Origin of the sequence: Marinobacter sp. SS21, assembly GCF_028369065.1 — a bacterium.
GTDB lineage: Bacteria > Pseudomonadota > Gammaproteobacteria > Pseudomonadales > Oleiphilaceae > Marinobacter.
Genome location: NZ_JAQNDA010000001.1, coordinates 1 through 17499 on the forward strand (window position 1 = coordinate 1; position 17499 = coordinate 17499).

Here is a 17499-nt window from a genome sequence, read left to right on the forward strand (position 1 = left end):
CACCCACTCGACCATGATCATCAGCCAACTACCCACCGATCAATGGTACGCCGCCATCGGCGATAACACCCTGGCGGATGCCATCCTGGATCGGCTCATGCACAACGCCCATCGCTGGGCTCTGAAAGGAGAATCGATGAGAAAACGACTTCAGGAAATTGACTGAACGTGAACACCCGGAGTACAAACTCCGGTGGGTGATGCGTTAAGAAACGAGGTGTTCACGTTCAACCAGAATGGGCGTTCACGTTCGCCGGAATACGCAATACTCATACCCGCAGCCAAGGCTACAAACCGACCGACGAGCAACTGAATGAGATCACTGGTATTTGAGGGTAATACGTGGGAAGCGTATGAGGCTATGCGCGAAATAGACAAGCGACTGCACAAAGCCTTATGCAAACTACTCAAAGAAATGCCCCGATCCGACGATCCCTCATCTGGCTGGGGGAAACCTGAGTCGCTGAAACACAACCTATCTGGTCTCTGGTCAAAGCGTACTTCGCAGAAAGATCGGTTGATATATCGGTTTGATGATAACTCCATTTATATCTTCGCCATTGGTGGGCACTACGACCAGCCCTAACAAAGCGTGTGAGAAAGTTCTTTCTGCTAGTAATCCTGGAGAAGCTAAGGCTGTTGGCCGTGGGGTATTGGTTTGGCTAAAGACAATCAAGCATCTGAAAACCAAAATACATGGAAGGGCCTCAATCTTTTTGGATTCGCACTCATGGAAGTTTTAGATCGGATTACAAATCAAACAGTCACTTGTTAGGCTATGCATTTTGACCAAACCGCCACAGTACGCCGCTTGGATCATGGACTACAAAATCTAGCATACCCCATGGCTGTTTAGTTATTTCAGAAACTGTAACACCATATTTATCAGCCACACCTGAGTTTAAGATTTGTTTATGCCATGACTCAATATCTTCGACGAGAAGATGCATCATAAGATTTTCGGCTAATGACTGATCGTAAAAATCTTGAAGTAAGAAGCTACAGTTCCCAATATGGAAATACGCAACACCATCTGAATCTGAAGCTTTTATGAAACCTAAATCGGAATAAAACTGTTTTGAGATATTAAAGTCCTTCGAAGGAATAAAGGCCTTCAGTTCTACGGTATTCAAATTGCACACACTCTATCTCCTTGGAGCCTAACGCGAAGCGGTGGAAAAATTGTCCGGCAACAGCGGCTGGTTATGCATTATTCGTAGTGGCTCCAAAGCCTGAGGACTTTCACCACTTGCTCGTCCACTAACACTTGGTAGACCAGACGATGCTGAATATTGATGCGGCGTGAATAGGCCCCCGCAAGATCACCAATGAGCTTTTCAAACGGAGGCGGCTTGCGGTACGGATCTTCCGCTAGCAGCGCTAACAGTTCCTGGGCTTTTGGTTTAAGGCCGCAGGAGTCCAACTTCTTTGCATCTTTCTGGGCTTGCTGGGTGTAAACCAACTTCCATGTCACCAGTCCAGCTCCTCATCGCATTCATTCACGGGGGTATCCATCCCCTCACGAATAGACTCCCGCATACCTGGTACGGAGAGCAGGTAAAGTGTCTCCTGAATTGCAGACCAGTCTTCCTCGGAAACCAGAACAGCTTTGTTCCGCTTACCCATGATGACGATCGGTTGGTGGGACTCGGCAGTCTCGTCGATCAACCGATAAAGGTTGCTGCGCGCCTCAGTCGCTGTGATTCCGGTCATGACGCACCTCTTGCGTGTTTAACTTTAAACAAAGTGTACGCTTATAGGTACGTACGTCAAGACGAACGTTCTGTATAACGCCTGCATAAACGGCGGCTTTTACGCAGCGAAGCGAAGAAAAAGCCGTCCGGTGGAGGCCCTTAGGGCCGGAACGAATTTGAAGCACTGGTTAAGCATTGACGTGCTCTGGGGCTATTTCCGCCAAAGACAGCAAGGTCTCATGCGCTATTTGTCTTATGCAGGCCAGTTCGGGTTTCCCTTTGAACTTTTCTTCAACATCGCCTTTAGAAAAAAACCAGCCTAACGAGTTGTTCCTTGATAAATCCATGTATGCTTCTTCCAGACTAGGGTCGACATGAGCGCCTCCATCTGTATTTGCTACGTGCTGGACAAGCTCACGTCTACAAAATTTTCGTCCCGCCTGGTCCTTTAAGACCGGCTGGTTCCACCAATCGACAAATTTGATTTTTTTGGGCTGAATTGGAGATCCACCAGCCTGACAAGCGGCTAAATATCTGGCCTCTTCACTACTGGCACGGGTAACAATCAAAGGCATTTCAGAAAGAAGGTTCTTGGGATTAAGCAAGCCAGCAGAGTCAAAGAACCTTTTATTTCGCAGGCCGAGTTGCTCGAGGAGAGATCGAGATTGTCCGTGGTGATGGAAAAGAACTCTCAGAATTAAAGCGATATGTTTTCCTATTGCTTCCAGCCCGGAATCGTACGACTGACAAGAATTTTTGAGCAAGGCGATCTGATCGGTTAATTCTTGCTCAAGGTCGGCCCTGTTTCTAGCCACCCGGTTTTGTTTCACCATACCAACTCCGATGCAATTGTGCTTAACGCAGAACTTTGCGGCGATTTTGGAGCCGCGAAGCGGTGGAAGTCCAGGAGTTATCGATGCGTGTCCACTGAACTGGGGGAAGTCCAAGGTCAGATTGCAGCCGCTTGTTATGCATTATCTAATGCTCTTTTAGACTGCGATAGATCTCTACTGATAAACCATAGTTTAACGGGCCAACAAAGTTGCCATGTCATTAATATTGCCCCCTTTATTGTTAACTTTCTAAACTCATTGTTAACTTTTGATGAGACCCACCCCTTTGATATAAGTAGTTTTAACTCATCCGTTAGGTGGTCCTCGATTGTTGGAAACTCATGGCCTCTATCAAAGGTAACCTTCTTGGCTTCTGTTTTATGAGCCGAAATTAATTTCATTGCAATATCTAGAAGTTGGCCAAAGTCATTAACATCAGGAAACCTGAAGCATAGTTTTTGAAAGCTTTTAGGGTAAACATTAATGATGGGATTATTGTTAATATTAACAACAGTGCCGTCACTATACATTTGAGTAAATTCAATCTGAGTTGATTCTTGAGCTGCACTATGCGCCGTGGATAATGTGCAGGCAATCTCCAGCTCATAATTATTGTAGATACTGAAGTACATATTTGAATGGCTTTGATTTATTTCAGAAGATCCAATGTATTCAAAACCTTGGTTGATTATAGTTTCATGTAAACTTTTGAAAGTTTCCGTTCTTTCAGAGAGAAAGTCATCTTGGTCCAGAAGTTTAAATCGAAAGGCTTCAGGCATTTTCTGCGACATATAAACCAATATTGGCCCAATAATAAATTGAGCTAATATGAAAGCCACAATAACCTTAAAAATTAGAATTAATAAATCCATTTATCTATTCTCCATATTGCATAACGAGGCTGTAGAAAAACGCTTTCCGAAGCCGTTTCCCACCGCCTGATTTCCAATTCTGTTTCCCAGCCATCAACTGGCTGATTTTCCGATTCCGCCACCCAAGGTGTCGAATACGGCCCTGTTTCTATTCTGGCAGCGGTATACCCACTCTGACTCGGGCACAGGCGGGGCTGCCATGCCCTTCGTTTATGCCACTAACTGCCCGTAATTCGTTAATTTCTCTATGTTATGCACCAGGCAGTAGAGTTGCCACTGGCTCTGGACCTTTTTTCGGCCCCGCAGGCTGAAGCGGTTCAGGCCCTTGTTGGTGCCGATGTTGCCGAACACAGGTTCCACCACCGACATCCGGTGGCTGTAGATCTCCTTGCCCTTGGGGCTGTCCACCCGGCGCTTCATCCAGTCGGTATAGTCGGGGGCTCGCTTGTTCTCGATGGTGAAGGAGACTTGTCTGCCGGAACCGTTACGGTGGTCTGCTGACGCGGGATGTTGCATACACCGGTGTTTCTTCGGACAGTGCCGGCATTGCAGTAAGCGACCCTCGAAGTGCACCCGGAGTTTGCCAGTATCCGCTTCCCGCTGGCCCCGGTAACTGAGTGATTGGCCGGATGGGCAGACACAGGTGAGCTTGACCGGATCGAACTGGAACTCGCTGGCCGGAATGACCGCTTTCCAGTCCGTGGCCGGACTGTCCTGGTGGCGCTTGCCGTACTTGGTTTTCTGCTGCGCGAACTTCGGATCGCGGCTGCGGAATTTGTTGTCCGGGATGTAGCCGTTGATTTTCCGGTTGTGCAGGTACTTCATGTTGGCTTCGTTGGCGAAGCCGGTGTCGGCGGTGATGATGGTGTCTTGTTGGTAGATGCTGTCAGCGATGCCCAGTTTCTTGAAGCGGGTTTCGACGCTCTCCAGCACCGGTTGCAGGGTGTGGTGTTCCTGACCTTCGCCGAAGGCCTGGGCGTCGATGATGACCTGGTGTTTCTTGTCCACGGTGGCCACGCCGTTGTAGCCCTGGATCGTGCCCTTGCTGGTGGTCATCTTGGCGCTGTCGTTATCGGTGATGTTGCTCTTCACTTCCTTGCTCCGCTTCCCCCGGCCCATCCTTGGGCGGTTCGTCTTTAGGAAGCGGTCCACTTTCTGGAGGGCTTCATCCAGCGAGAGGATGGTCTGGGCCCGGCGGATGTCCCGATCCAGTTCGGCCTCGGTTTCCGCCTCGTCCCGTTCGTAGTGGGCCTTGAGGTGGTGACGGATCAAGCGCCGCAGTTTGATCCGTTTTTCCTCCAGCTCCTTAAAGCTGCCCGACCATTCCTTGCTGGCGTTGGAGGACATCTTGCAGCCGTCGATGGCGAACAGTTCGTTGCCCAGCAGGCCCTGCTCGTGGCACACCAGCAGCACCTGTTCAAACAGCGCTTCGATGGCCTCGGCATGGCCGCTGACGAACTTGGCCAGGGTGGTGAAATGCGACACGGTATCGCAGGACAGTGCCTTGAACTGGATGTTGGTCTCGCAGCACCACTGCATCTCGCGGCTGGAGGTGATACCCCGGGAATAGGCGAACAGGATGATCTTCAGCAGGATGGCCGGATCGTAGGCCAACCGGCCGGTGTCTTCGTTGCGGTACTTGGGATGAAACACCGACAGGTCCAGCTTGTGCTCGATCAGGTAATGCACCGCATGCTCAAAGGTGCCGGGCTGGAGCTGGTCCTGGTAGTTGATCACCACCATGGCGTTCTGGTCAGGGTTGTAGGGTTTGAAACGGGGTTTGCGCTTGGCCACGTGACGACTCCTTGTCCGTTTGCCTGATGCTATCAAAATCGGGAGGGTTTCGGGGTTTTTCTACAGCCTCAACGCTGAGCACAGCGGCGCCACGACAGTGGCGTCCGGCGGCCATCGGCCGCGTACTGATGCGCCTTGTTAATGGCCGGTTACCCGGCGGTTTATCCCTGGCACCCAAAGCCGAATGCCCTCTGCAATGCAGCTTGCACCCAGCCTAGCCCATGGCGAAAGGAACCAGAACACGAAACCTAATGATTTTGCAGTGTTTTGCGGGGAGACGACTTGAACGGTGGTACACACTTGGAAGCAACTCCCTGCTTTACTGAATGAATCCTTCCGAGGTCTTGGCCATTAACGCTGAGCACAGCGGCGCCACGTCAGTGGCGTCCGGCAGCCATCGGCTGCGTACTGATGCGCCTTGTTAATGGCCGGTTACCCGGTCGTGAATTCCGGCACCCAAACCCGAATGCCCGCTCCGATGTAGCTTGCACGAAACTAAGCCCATGGCGGGAGGAGCCAAAACACGAGCGGTAAGGGCTTCACCGTCTTTTGCGGGGAGAACGGCTGAACTGTGGAACACTTGCGAAAGCCACTCCCTGCTCTACCGACATACTTCCCTTGGGGCTTGGGCCGTTAACGCCTGCATAAACGGCGGCTTTTACGTAGCGAAGCGAAGAAAAAGCCGTCCGGTGGAGGGCCATCGGCCCGGAACGTATTTGATGCACTTGTTAACTGGTTTTATGAAACGTACATAAAAACCAACAGATTAACCAATAAACCAGTGAGTACAGGGCTAATCCAAGTACAAATCCCTCCCATTGGGAGATGTATGCACCAATGTCCCTGCTATAGATAAAAAATGGCTCACCTACCCAGGAAACAGGGGCAAAATAGAGTATCTCAACGCCTAGAGGGATGAGCCCCCAAGGAACAACGTAGGCCAATGCCCTGCACATTAGCGGAAAAAGCAGTAACACGATCCAAAATTTGAATACTCGCGACTTCATACCGCTACCAGTTAACGCTGAGCACAGCGGCGCCACGACAGTGGCGTCCGGCGGCCATCGGCCGCGTACTGATGCGCCTTGTTAATGGCCGGTTACCCGGCGGTTTATCCCTGGCACCCAAAGCCGAATGCCCTCTGCAATGCAGCTTGCACCCAGCCTAGCCCATGGCGAAAGGAACCAGAACACGAAACCTAATGATTTTGCAGTGTTTTGCGGGGAGACGACTTGAACGGTGGTACACACTTGGAAGCAACTCCCTGCTTTACTGAATGAATCCTTCCGAGGCCTTGGCCATTAACGCTGAGCACAGCGGCGCCACGACAGTGGCGTCCGGCGGCCATCGGCCGCGTACTGATGCGGCTTGTTATAAATCATTTGATCCGGGTAAACCTGATCGGAGGGCTGTTCTTTAATGCAGCTTGATTCGGCACTTTCTCAACTTTCCAAGAGTGAGCCATTGCCCAAGATAATAACCGCTCTTCATCTATGACTTTGTACTCAAATGAATCAGGATGCGGGATGTCACTGGGAAATATTTTCGCGATGTCAGCGTAAGAAACGGTCACGTCATCTCCGCCATGCTTCTCAAGTTCAGCTTTTAACGACTCTTCCATGTGTAACTCTCCCTGATTTATAACGCCAGTGGTAATGGGCGCCGACGGAGCGCAGCGTAGTTGGCGTCCCGTTGACCACCTGGTTAGGAATCACGATGCTCGCCCCGTTGACCGGTTTTAGCGATCTCCCCACGACATAGCCGGTAGAGAAACAATGCGACAGCTGTAGCTAGGCAAGCCCAAACAAGTGGATCCCATCGAAGGTTGGGGTACCTGACTACTGTTTCCGGACTGTCTGACAGTGGCTCGAACGAGTACACCGCAAAGACATTCATCGAAAATTCATATACCTGATAGGTCGCAACGACAACTGCCAGGGCCATTCCAATTCCCAGTAAGACGGCCATGACTGATTCCGTTCTCATGTAATTTCCTAACGCCCGGCGCAGGGGCGGTGTGCGCAGCACGCCGTCCCAGTGGCCGCAGGCCACGACTGCCGCCGCTTGTTATGCGGGAATGCTGCAGCAACGCCACTTTGATTGTTTGCTATGCCAATACTACCGCAAGGGGATTGGCACAACCCATTTTCCGCCTCAGCGGCGTGACGCGGCTGAGGTTTGGCACCGAACGATGTGGCAGGGACTTTCAGAGCTGCCCAGCCGTGGACTGCAACCGTGTACACCGCCGATGCCGATATGAACCAAGTGAAACCTGACATTATTTGATTGTTGTTTTCACTGCAATTCTGATATTGCTTTGCCAGTGTGCCGCTACTTTTTAGGCAGCGATGGCTCATTAAGCCTTTGCCGCATAACGCCTGCGTAAACGGCGGCTTTTGCGCAGCGAAGCGGAGAAAAAGCCGTCCGGTGGAGGCCCATCGGGCCGGAACGAATTTGACGCACTTGTTAGTGGCCGGTCACCCGGCGCTTCATCCCTGGCACCCAAACTTGAATGCCCTTTGCGATGCAGCTTGCAACCAACTTAGCCCATGGCGCGAGGAACCAGAACACGGAGCTCTCAGATTTTGCAGTGTTTTGCGGGGAGAAGAATTGGACCGAAGTGATAATTCGCGAGCAACTCCCTGCTCTACTGCTTAAATCCTTCCGAAGCCTTGGCCATTAACGCTGAGCACAGCGGCGCCACGTCAGTGGCGTCCGGCAGCCATCGGCTGCGTACTGATGCGCCTTGTTAATGGCCGGTTACCCGGTCGTGAATTCCGGCACCCAAACCCGAATGCCCGCTCCGATGTAGCTTGCACGAAGCTAAGCCCATGGCGGGAGGAGCCAAAACACGAGCGGTAAGGGCTTCACCGTCTTTTGCGGGGAGAACGGCTGAACTGTGGAACACTTGCGAAAGCCACTCCCTGCTCTACCGACGTACTTCCCTTGGGGCTTGGGCCGTTAACGCTGAGCACAGCGGCGCCACGACAGTGGCGTCCGGCGGCCATCGGCCGCGTACTGATGCGCCTTGTTAATGGCCGGTTACCCGGCGGTTTATCCCTGGCACCCAAAGCCGAATGCCCTCTGCAATGCAGCTTGCACCCAGCCTAGCCCATGGCGAAAGGAACCAGAACACGAAACCTAATGATTTTGCAGTGTTTTGCGGGGAGACGACTTGAACGGTGGTACACACTTGGAAGCAACTCCCTGCTTTACTGAATGAATCCTTCCGAGGTCTTGGCCATTAACGCAGAGCACAGCGGCGCGAGCTGGCGAGCGTCCGGCAACCGCAGGTTGCGAACTGGTGCGTTTGGTTATGCATTTACCCGTTCTCCACTGACCGCTCCGGCTTGCACTAACGCAGATAAGATTCGTGAGTTCCGTTTCCTTGTAGTGATGAACCATCCCAGCTGTAAAGAAAGAAGAATTACCATTCCGAACGATAGAATCGACATATTTAGACGATGAAGCGATGCCAATTCATAACCGGCATATGTCTTGCGTAATACGGTCTCTTGATTCCACAGCTCAATGGCACCAAAAACGTCCAGCCCGAACAAGCTTGCATAGTGAAAGGCCAAATATAAGTTGTATACAGCACCGAAACCGAAGAATAAAATCAGAAAAGCAACCGTACATTTTAAGAACATGTACATTCTTGGTGTTGGGCCGACTACGGCCTTGATGTCCTTATCACTTAGCACAGCCTCTCCTCATGTGCACTCTGCATAACGCTTGCAGCATGCGCGCCCATGGAATGGAGCCTAAGGCGCAATGTAGTGGGCGTCGCCGTGCCTGCACTGGTTATACGGTCTCACAGCAACCCTTTTGTCCCGGGCCAAGCTCGACCTGCGGGCAACCTTCTTTCAAACAGTTTTTTATTCACCGCCCCGTATAGTCGCGAATAGCGGATGGCTAGCCTGATCCGATTTTGACGAGCTACATACATCGATGGCGGCCTATCCCATCCCCAACTCATGCGCCCTGAGACTTTCGCGTTTTGGTACTCCAGCACTATAGCCCGCGTCAGTGCGCTCTTTAGCTCCTTCCGGCTCATGATACCAATAGGCTTTCTAGGCTTCCGAGAGTGATTCATGTTTACGTATAACGCTGCCAGCAGAGGCCGCCGGGGCTTTTAGGGGCGAAGCCCCGTCCCGGCGGTCCTGCTGACTGGCCTTGTTATGGCGGCGCCAGCAGAGACTTGCTACGAAGCCACCAGCCGCACCACCATGAGTTCAATTCTGCGCGGATATACCCGAGGCACGGACCAACCGCACGCCATTGTGGCACCGAGCGAAAGCACGATGCCTGAATTTACCGCAAAACTACTTGGTGGAGCCACGCTGATGAAAAGGCTAATAAATGTGCAGATGATGAAGGTTGGCACATTCCCTTGCCGCTACTGACTCCGATATTTCCGCGCCCTACCCACTAAACATGAGCGCGCCCATAACGCCTGCGTAAACGGCGGCTTTTGCGCAGCGAAGCGGAGAAAAAGCCGTCCGGTGGAGGCCCATCGGGCCGGAACGAATTTGACGCACTTGTTAGTGGCCGGTCACCCGGCGCTTCATCCCTGGCACCCAAACTTGAATGCCCTTTGCGATGCAGCTTGCAACCAACTTAGCCCATGGCGCGAGGAACCAGAACACGGAGCTCTCAGATTTTGCAGTGTTTTGCGGGGAAAAGAATTGGACCGAAGTGATAATTCGCGAGCAACTCCCTGCTCTACTGCTTAAATCCTTCCGAAGCCTTGGCCATTAACGCCAAAATTCAGCGGCGGCCTTTGCGTAGCGAAGCGGAGAAAAGGCCGTCCGGTGGAGGCCCTTCAGGGCCGGAACGAACTGGAATGACTGGTTATGTAGCACCCCGGTTTCGTGGATTGTGATGAGAAATTACGGCACCACACCATTTCTTTGTGGTTTTGCGATCCTCAAGACCAGAATCGTACTCAAGGTCGTAGGATGGAGATGTGAGCATCTCTTCCCGAATATCCTCGTATTCTTCTTCAGTAATTTCGAAAGGTTTCCAGTAACAACCACCTCCCATTCCTTGATCAGCGCCACCAGAAAGCAGCTCCTCCTTCAAAATATGGAAAGGGGGAAACTGTTTCGTGCATGAGACGAGCAACGCCAGACTTGGCGAATAACGCAGGAGAAAATCGTCAAAATTAACGATTTCCCACCTGCCGTCGGCACTACCCATAGCGGGTAAAATTTTTATCTTAATCTGTCTCATGACTTCAGCTACACATAACGCCTGCGTAAACGGCGGCTTTTGCGCAGCGAAGCGGAGAAAAAGCCGTCCGGTGGAGGCCCATCGGGCCGGAACGAATTTGACGCACTTGTTAGTGGCCGGTCACCCGGCGCTTCATCCCTGGCACCCAAACTTGAATGCCCTTTGCGATGCAGCTTGCAACCAACTTAGCCCATGGCGCGAGGAACCAGAACACGGAGCTCTCAGATTTTGCAGTGTTTTGCGGGGAAAAGAATTGGACCGAAGTGATAATTCGCGAGCAACTCCCTGCTCTACTGCTTAAATCCTTCCGAAGCCTTGGCCATTAACGCCTGCATAAACGGCGGCTTTTACGTAGCGAAGCGAAGAAAAAGCCGTCCGGTGGAGGGCCATCGGCCCGGAACGTATTTGATGCACTTGTTAACTGGTTTTATGAAACGTACATAAAAACCAACAGATTAACCAATAAACCAGTGAGTACAGGGCTAATCCAAGTACAAATCCCTCCCATTGGGAGATGTATGCACCAATGTCCCTGCTATAGATAAAAAATGGCTCACCTACCCAGGAAACAGGGGCAAAATAGAGTATCTCAACGCCTAGAGGGATGAGCCCCCAAGGAACAGCGTAGGCCAATGCCCTGCACATTAGCGGAAAAAGCAGTAACACGATCCAAAATTTGAATACTCGCGACTTCATACCGCTACCAGTTAACGCTAGCAACAGGGGCGCAGGCGCGTTAGCGACTGCGTCCCAGCGACCGCAGGGAGCGAACTGCTTGCCCTTGTTATGGCCGCAATGGTTGATGATGAACAACGCCGCGCTGCCGCAGCCACAGCGGAGGCCACACTTGCCAAGTGCGATGGTTTAGCGCACAGAGCCGTGAATTGCCGCCTGACCGACTGAGTGGCACTGAGAACAGCGCGATGCATGACAAAATTCCCTCTTTGTTTGAACAGCGCCACGAAGAACTAGGCGCTGAACTTGATGCCCGGTGTTACCCCCTGAGCGGCATACCACACAATGCGAATATGCCAAATTGAACCACGTTTTCGCCGGACTAGAAACTCGAATTACACGCCGAACTTGCTACCCAAAAGTTCAAAAGCTTTTGCGCCATAACGCTGAGCACAGCGGCGCCACGACAGTGGCGTCCGGCGGACATCGGCCGCGTACTGATGCGCCTTGTTAATGGCCGGTTACCCGGCGGTTTATCCCTGGCACCCAAAGCCGAATGCCCTTTGCAATGCAGCTTGCACCCAGCCTAGCCCATGGCGAAAGGAACCAGAACACGAAACCTAATGATTTTTCAGTGTCTTGCGGGGAGACGACTTGAACGGTGGTACACACTTGGAAGCAACTCCCTGCTTTACTGAATGAATCCTTCCGAGGCCTTGGCCATTAACGCGGAGCACAGCGGCGACCTTGGAGTGGCGCCGAAGGAGCCACGTAAAGGGCGTCCGGCGGCCACCGGCCGCGTACTGATGCGATTTGTTAGATGCCGGTTACCCGGCACTTTATTGTGGCACCCAACCCTGAATGCCTACTCCCGATACGTTGCACCAAGCTGACCCATGGCGCCAGGAACCAGAACACCGAATGCGCGAAAACATCTTATGGTTGCGCCGGATTGCCCCACAACCTGAACCCCGAGTTACCAGCCAAAACCGATGACTGATTGGAGGCTGTGTTTTGCCCGAAACCAACTGCAAAACCGAGCCCGAGCACCAAGCCCAAAAGCGACGGAGCCAGGCATTTAACGCTGAGCACAGCGGCGCCACGTCAGTGGCGTCCGGCAGCCATCGGCTGCGTACTGATGCGCCTTGTTAATGGCCGGTTACCCGGTCGTGAATTCCGGCACCCAAACCCGAATGCCCGCTCCGATGTAGCTTGCACGAAGCTAAGCCCATGGCGGGAGGAGCCAAAACACGAGCGCTAAGGGCTTCACCGTCTTTTGCGGGGAGAACGGCTGAACTGTGGAACACTTGCGAAAGCCACTCCCTGCTCTACCGACGTACTTCCCTTGGGGCTTGGGCCGTTAACGCCAGCAGCATGCGCGCCCATGAAATGGAGCCGAAGGCGCAATGTAATGGGCGTCGCCGTGCCTGCATTGGTTAGGCCATTTAGCAGCAACTCGATTCATCGCCTTGAATCTCCGGTTCGTGATACAAATCCCACCACACCTCTACACCCGCATCGGCCAATCCGCGCATCTGATCTGGCGAGATAGTAGGACCACCTTGAGTGTAACCATACATAATCGCCACAGACATATCACAACCACGATCTCGAAGACCTTCCAAAATCCCAGCGTCCCTGAGCGGCCCAGCAAGCAGAATTTCAAGGTGACGTCGGCAATCCCTGGATTCGCTAAGCTCTTTAGTCGAATAAAACCATCCGTGCCGCGGATAGTATCTATAGTTCACATCGGTGCGTTTCGTTCTCTGCTCACCTTTTTCGAAACTACGAGTTGGCTCACAACCTATTAGAGCGGAGATAGCATCAGGGTCCACTCTTTCGGACGTGATCCGCAGAGTGGCGTAAGTGCCTGTGCAAGTCGCGTAATGATCGTCAATTTCGTGCGATTGCATTGGATCTCCTATGGGCCTAACAGCTAATTATACGAACGCGTTCGTATATCCAGCATTCGTATAACTCCATTTGTAACCCTCGACCGGATTCTTATAAATCCCTTAAAAACAAAAAGATAGAAAAAACCGAGCAAGGCTCGTTCGGAGTTATACGCCCTCGCCCCCAAGACCATCCTGGGTCAAGAAGGGCGTATAACTCCGCTAGTGAATTCCACTACCCTCAAATCTATCAGAGAGTTACGGAGTTTGCCCGCCGGGGTTCGGGAGTTTTGCGAATGCGTTCGTATAACTCCGCACTCACCACTCCAGCGACGCCCCGGTCTGGTATTCGATCACCCGGGTCTCGAAGAAGTTCTTTTCCTTGCGCATGGTGGCCTGCTCGTCCAGCCAGGGCGAGACGTTCTTGGCGCCGGGGAACGGTTCTTCCAGGCCCACGGTGCGGGCGCGGCGGTTGGCGACGAAGCGGAACTGCTCGCTGTGGTATTCGGCGGAATAGCCGAGGATCGGATCGCGCAGGATGTAGTCGGCGTAGGCCTTTTCGGCGGCTTCGGACTCGTCCCACATCTCCCGCACGGCGGTCGGGTCGAGGGTGATGTTTTCCTCTTCCAGAATCTGATTCACCACCTTGAGGCCGAAGGAGAAGTGCATGGCCTCATCGCGCAGGATGTACTGCAACTGCTCGCCGGTGCCACGCATCAGGCCACGGCGCTGCAAGGCGAAGATCGGGCTGAAGCCGTTGTAGAACCAGCAACCTTCGAACACCGCGGCGAAGAACAGGTAGGACATGATGAATTCCTGCAGGTCGTCCGGGTTACGCAGGTTCATGTCGGAGCGCATGGCGGCGTCGAGGCGGCGGTTGGCCACCTGGATCTTCTGGTTGATCTGGGGCACCACGCGGTAGCGGTTGTAGATCTCGCTCTGGTCGAGGTTGAGGGTCTCGATGCAGTGCTGGTAGGTCCAGGTGTGCAGCGCCTCCTCATAGACCTGGCGGGCCTGGTAGATCTGCAGTTCCGGGGCGCTCATTTTCTCCATCACCGCCAGGCCGATGTTGCGCATGGCGAGGATGTCGGAGGTGGTGAGGTAGGCCAGCACGTTCTCGTAGACGTGTTTCTCCGGTGCCGTCAGCCGGTGGTGGTAGTCGTGGACGTCCTGGGCCATGTTGATGTCCAGGGGGGTCCAGTGGTTCTTGTTGGCGTTCATGAAGTACTCCCAGGCCCAGGGGTACTTGAACGGTGCCAGCTGGTTGATGTCGGTTTCGCCGTTGATGACGCGCTTGTCGTCAACATTGACCGGGCGCGGGCCATCGGGGTTGCCGGCTTGCGGTTGCTTGGGGGTGGAGTCGTCGTCCCAATCGAGCATGGTTCTGTCCTCGGCTCGGTGTGGGGACAGATTTGAAATCTGTCCCCAGGTGAATTCGGCGGCGTTGAGTTGGGGACAGGTTTCAACCTGTCCCCTAAATCTGCGGTAAGGGGGACAGAATTGAATTCCGTCCCCGTTTCTTTCGTGCGCTTTCGTGGATTTCGTGGCCAATAATCAGTGCGTGTTGATGCGGTTCGGCAAGCCTCACCGCATCCTACGTAGGCTACGCAAGGGGGCAGAATTGAATTCTGTCCCCTATCGGGCCTTGCCTTACTGACAAGCCTCACAGTCCGGGTTGTCGATGGAGCATACCTGCGGCGCCGGTGCGGCCTGCACCGGGGCGGATTTCTCGGCGCCGGTGGCGCCCAGGGAGCGCAGGTAGTAGGTGGTTTTCAGGCCGCGTTCCCAGGCCAGCTGGTACAAGGCATCCAGCTTCTTGCCGGAGGGCTCGGCCATGTACAGGTTGAGGCTCTGGGCCTGGTCCAGCCATTTCTGGCGGCGGGCGGCGGCTTCCACCAGCCAGCGGGCGTCCATCTCGAAGGCGGTGGCGTAGCGGGCCTTGATTTCGGCCGGGATGCGTTCGATCTGCTGCACCGAGCCGTCGAAGTACTTGAGGTCGTTGACCATGACGTTGTCCCACAGGCCTTCGGCCTTGAGGTCGGCCACCAAAGCCGGGTTGACCACGGTGAACTCGCCGGACAGGTTCGATTTGACGAACAGGTTCTGGTACGCCGGCTCAATGGACTGAGACACGCCGACGATGTTGGAGATGGTCGCCGTGGGCGCAATCGCCATGACGTTGGAGTTACGCATGCCGTGCCTGGCCACCAGCTCCCGCACCGGCGCCCAGTCCAGTCTGGCCTCGGTGTTGAGGGACAGGTCGCCGTCCTGGCGGGCTTCCGCCAGCAGCTTGATGGAGTCGATGGGCAGGATGCCCTGCTCCCACAGCGAGCCCTGGTAGGTTGGGTAGGCGCCGCGCTCGGCCGCCAGCAGGGCGGAGGCGCGGATGGCGAAGTAGCTGATCTGCTCCATCGCCAGATCGGCGAATTCCACCGCCTCGACGCTGGAATAGGCCAGTTTGAGCTGGTACAGGGCGTCCTGGAAGCCCATCAGGCCCATGCCCACCGGGCGGTGACGCAGGTTGGACTCGCGGGCCTGGGGCACGGCGTAGAAGTTGATGTCGATGACGTTGTCCAGCATCCGCACCGCGGTGGTGATGGTGCGCTCAAGCCGCTGTACATCCAGCTCGCCGTCCTTGATGTGGGCGGCCAGGTTAACCGAGCCCAGGTTGCACACCGCGATTTCCTCGGCACTGGTGTTGAGGGTGATCTCGGTACACAGGTTGGAGGAATGCACCACGCCCTGGTGCTGCTGGGGCGAACGCAGGTTGCAGGGGTCCTTGAAGGTGATCCAGGGATGGCCGGTCTCGAACAGCACCGTCAGCATCTTGCGCCACAGCTGCTTGGCGGGAATCTTCTTGTGCAGCGGCAGCTCGCCGCGCGCGGCCTTGGCCTCGTACTCCTCATAACGGCTGCGGAAGGCGTTGCCGTAGAGGTCGTGCAGGTCGGGGGTGTCGCTGGGGGAGAACAGGGTCCAGTCCTGGTCCCGGCGCATGCGTTCGATCAGCAGGTCCGGTACCCAGTTGGCGGTGTTCATGTCGTGGGTGCGGCGGCGCTCGTCGCCGGTGTTCTTGCGCAGCTCCAGGAATTCCTCGATGTCCAGGTGCCAGCTCTCCAGGTAGGCACAGACCGCGCCTTTGCGCTTGCCGCCCTGGTTCACCGCCACGGCGGTGTCGTTGACCACCTTGAGGAACGGCACCACGCCCTGGCTCTGGCCGTTGGTGCCCTTGATGTGGGAGCCCAGGGCTCGCACCGGGGTCCAGTCGTTGCCCAGGCCACCGGCCCATTTCGACAGCAGGGCGTTGTCCTTGATGGCGCCGTAGATGTCTTCCAGATCATCCCCCACGGTGGTGAGGTAGCAGGACGACAGCTGGCTGTGGCGGGTGCCGCTGTTGAACAGGGTCGGAGTGGAGGCCATGTAGTCGAAGGACGACAGCAGGTTGTAGAACTCGATGGCGCGGCCGTTGGGGTCGTCTTCCCGCAGCGCCAGGCCCATGGCCACCCGCATGAAGAACACCTGGGGCAGCTCCAGGCGATCACCGTTCCAGTGCAGGAAGTAGCGGTCGTACAGGGTCTGCAGGCCGAGGAAGCCGAACTGGTGGTCCCGTTCCGGCTGCAGGGCGGCGCCCAGGCGTTCCAGGTCAAAGCCCGCCAGCGCCTCGTCCAGCAGCTCGTAACGGATACCGGCATGGATGAAGGTTGTCAGGGCCTGGGGATAGACGCTGGCCAGGGCCTCCTGCAAGGGCAATTCGAGGGCGCCGGCGGTCTCGATGCGCAGCTGCTCCAACAGCAGGCGGGCGGTGACCTGGCTGTAGTCCGGGGCCTGCTCGATGCGGCCACGGGCGGTCATCACCAGCGCCGCCAGCACATCGGATTCGGGGATGCCGTCGTACAGCCCCCGCAGGGCTTCTTCCACCACCGAGCCGGCGTCGACGCCGTCCAGTCCGTCGCAGGCCTGCTCTACCTGGTATTTCATCAGGCCCAGATCCAGTGGCGCCACCTTGCCGTTGGCCTGCTTCACCGTCAGGCTGGGGTGAGCCTCCACCGGGGCTTCCCGGCTGGCCCGCTCCTGGGCATGAGCGTCCCGGTAGAGTACATAAGCCCGCGCCACCTTCTGCTCTTCCGCCCGCATCAGCGCCAGCTCGACGTGATCCTGAATGTCTTCAATATGAACCTTGCCACCGGCTTTCAGGCGACGGCTGATGGCCTGCACCACCTGGTCGCTGACCCGCGCCACACTGTCGTGGATGCGGGCGGACCCGGCGGCCTCGGCCCCTTCGACGGCAAGGAAGGCCTTGGTGACGGCAACGTTGATCTTGGCGGCGTCGAAGCTGACCAGGGTACCGTTGCGTTTAATGACCTGCAGGGAATCGGTGTTGAGCTGGGGATCGGCCGTGGCGGTGGACATGGGGTGCCTCCTGAGTACGCGTTATAGTTCGTGGCCTTCGCGTAGGCAGGAGTGCGAGATAGGAACAGCCGCCTTGGGAACGTACAGCGGTGACAGA

At 55.0% G+C, this 17499-nt stretch carries 14 protein-coding genes; 2 read left to right on the top strand and 12 right to left on the bottom strand.

Annotated elements, in window-relative coordinates:
* Together N6L25_RS00005 and N6L25_RS00010 are read left to right on the top strand one after the other, a co-directional pair.
* Positions 1–166: ATP-binding protein (locus N6L25_RS00005; RefSeq protein WP_271977401.1), on the top strand; the 166-nt coding region annotated here is incomplete at its 5' end.
* A gap of 147 nt (positions 167–313) precedes the next feature.
* On the top strand, positions 314–586 hold the full coding sequence (locus tag N6L25_RS00010; RefSeq protein ID WP_271976836.1) for a Txe/YoeB family addiction module toxin: 273 nt from the start codon (positions 314–316) through the stop codon (positions 584–586).
* A gap of 190 nt (positions 587–776) precedes the next feature.
* Here the strand turns inward: N6L25_RS00010 and N6L25_RS00015 are convergent, their stop codons facing one another.
* The 12 genes from N6L25_RS00015 to N6L25_RS00070 all read right to left on the bottom strand — a co-directional run bounded on the left by N6L25_RS00015 (position 777) and on the right by N6L25_RS00070 (position 17402).
* A complete protein-coding gene (locus tag N6L25_RS00015; RefSeq protein ID WP_271976837.1) occupies positions 777–1142 on the bottom strand; it encodes a VOC family protein in 366 nt (121 codons plus the stop codon).
* Between the two features lie 68 nt (positions 1143–1210).
* The gene (locus N6L25_RS00020; RefSeq protein ID WP_271976840.1) at positions 1211–1474 is read right to left on the bottom strand and encodes a Txe/YoeB family addiction module toxin; all 264 of its coding nucleotides are present in this window, start codon (positions 1472–1474) and stop codon (positions 1211–1213) included.
* Positions 1471–1713, bottom strand: a complete 243-nt coding sequence (locus tag N6L25_RS00025; protein WP_066315220.1) for a type II toxin-antitoxin system Phd/YefM family antitoxin — start codon at positions 1711–1713, stop codon at positions 1471–1473. The genes N6L25_RS00020 and N6L25_RS00025 overlap by 4 nt, the downstream gene beginning before the upstream one ends.
* Positions 1714–1882: 169 nt before the next feature.
* Positions 1883–2527, bottom strand: coding sequence for a hypothetical protein (locus tag N6L25_RS00030; protein WP_271976843.1), 645 nt, complete (start codon positions 2525–2527; stop codon positions 1883–1885).
* A gap of 134 nt (positions 2528–2661) precedes the next feature.
* On the bottom strand, positions 2662–3399 hold the full coding sequence (locus tag N6L25_RS00035) for a hypothetical protein (protein WP_271976845.1): 738 nt from the start codon (positions 3397–3399) through the stop codon (positions 2662–2664).
* 210 nt (positions 3400–3609) lie between these two features.
* Entirely contained in the window at positions 3610–5142 is a 1533-nt protein-coding gene (locus N6L25_RS00040; RefSeq protein WP_271977402.1) for a transposase, read from the bottom strand.
* 1429 nt (positions 5143–6571) lie between these two features.
* On the bottom strand, positions 6572–6814 hold the full coding sequence (locus N6L25_RS00045) for a hypothetical protein (RefSeq protein ID WP_271976847.1): 243 nt from the start codon (positions 6812–6814) through the stop codon (positions 6572–6574).
* A gap of 1693 nt (positions 6815–8507) precedes the next feature.
* Positions 8508–8897: a hypothetical protein gene (locus N6L25_RS00050; RefSeq protein WP_271976850.1), complete on the bottom strand. Its 390-nt coding sequence runs from the start codon at positions 8895–8897 to the stop codon at positions 8508–8510.
* A 1150-nt stretch (positions 8898–10047) separates the two neighbouring features.
* Positions 10048–10428, bottom strand: coding sequence for a hypothetical protein (locus tag N6L25_RS00055; protein WP_271976851.1), 381 nt, complete (start codon positions 10426–10428; stop codon positions 10048–10050).
* Positions 10429–12548: 2120 nt separating this feature from the next.
* A complete protein-coding gene (locus N6L25_RS00060; RefSeq protein ID WP_271976852.1) occupies positions 12549–13016 on the bottom strand; it encodes a DUF4279 domain-containing protein in 468 nt (155 codons plus the stop codon).
* 297 nt (positions 13017–13313) lie between these two features.
* Complete coding sequence (locus N6L25_RS00065; RefSeq protein WP_271976854.1) at positions 13314–14375, bottom strand: ribonucleotide-diphosphate reductase subunit beta; 1062 nt, start codon at positions 14373–14375, stop codon at positions 13314–13316.
* A 270-nt stretch (positions 14376–14645) separates the two neighbouring features.
* Entirely contained in the window at positions 14646–17402 is a 2757-nt protein-coding gene (locus N6L25_RS00070) for a ribonucleoside-diphosphate reductase subunit alpha (RefSeq protein WP_271976856.1), read from the bottom strand.
* Between the last annotated feature and the right edge of the window lie 97 nt (positions 17403–17499).

Bases quoted from the DNA above. Each gene is read 5' to 3' on its own strand.
- N6L25_RS00010 (WP_271976836.1), top strand. From the start codon at position 314: ATGAGATCACTGGTATTTGAGGGTAATACGTGGGAAGCGTATGAGGCT.
- N6L25_RS00025 (WP_066315220.1), bottom strand. From the start codon at position 1,713: ATGACCGGAATCACAGCGACTGAGGCGCGCAGCAACCTTTATCGGTTG.
- N6L25_RS00030 (WP_271976843.1), bottom strand. From the start codon at position 2,527: ATGGTGAAACAAAACCGGGTGGCTAGAAACAGGGCCGACCTTGAGCAA.
- N6L25_RS00035 (WP_271976845.1), bottom strand. From the start codon at position 3,399: ATGGATTTATTAATTCTAATTTTTAAGGTTATTGTGGCTTTCATATTA.
- N6L25_RS00040 (WP_271977402.1), bottom strand. From the start codon at position 5,142: ATGGTGGTGATCAACTACCAGGACCAGCTCCAGCCCGGCACCTTTGAG.
- N6L25_RS00045 (WP_271976847.1), bottom strand. From the start codon at position 6,814: ATGGAAGAGTCGTTAAAAGCTGAACTTGAGAAGCATGGCGGAGATGAC.
- N6L25_RS00055 (WP_271976851.1), bottom strand. From the start codon at position 10,428: ATGAGACAGATTAAGATAAAAATTTTACCCGCTATGGGTAGTGCCGAC.
- N6L25_RS00060 (WP_271976852.1), bottom strand. From the start codon at position 13,016: ATGCAATCGCACGAAATTGACGATCATTACGCGACTTGCACAGGCACT.
- N6L25_RS00065 (WP_271976854.1), bottom strand. From the start codon at position 14,375: ATGCTCGATTGGGACGACGACTCCACCCCCAAGCAACCGCAAGCCGGC.
- N6L25_RS00070 (WP_271976856.1), bottom strand. From the start codon at position 17,402: ATGTCCACCGCCACGGCCGATCCCCAGCTCAACACCGATTCCCTGCAG.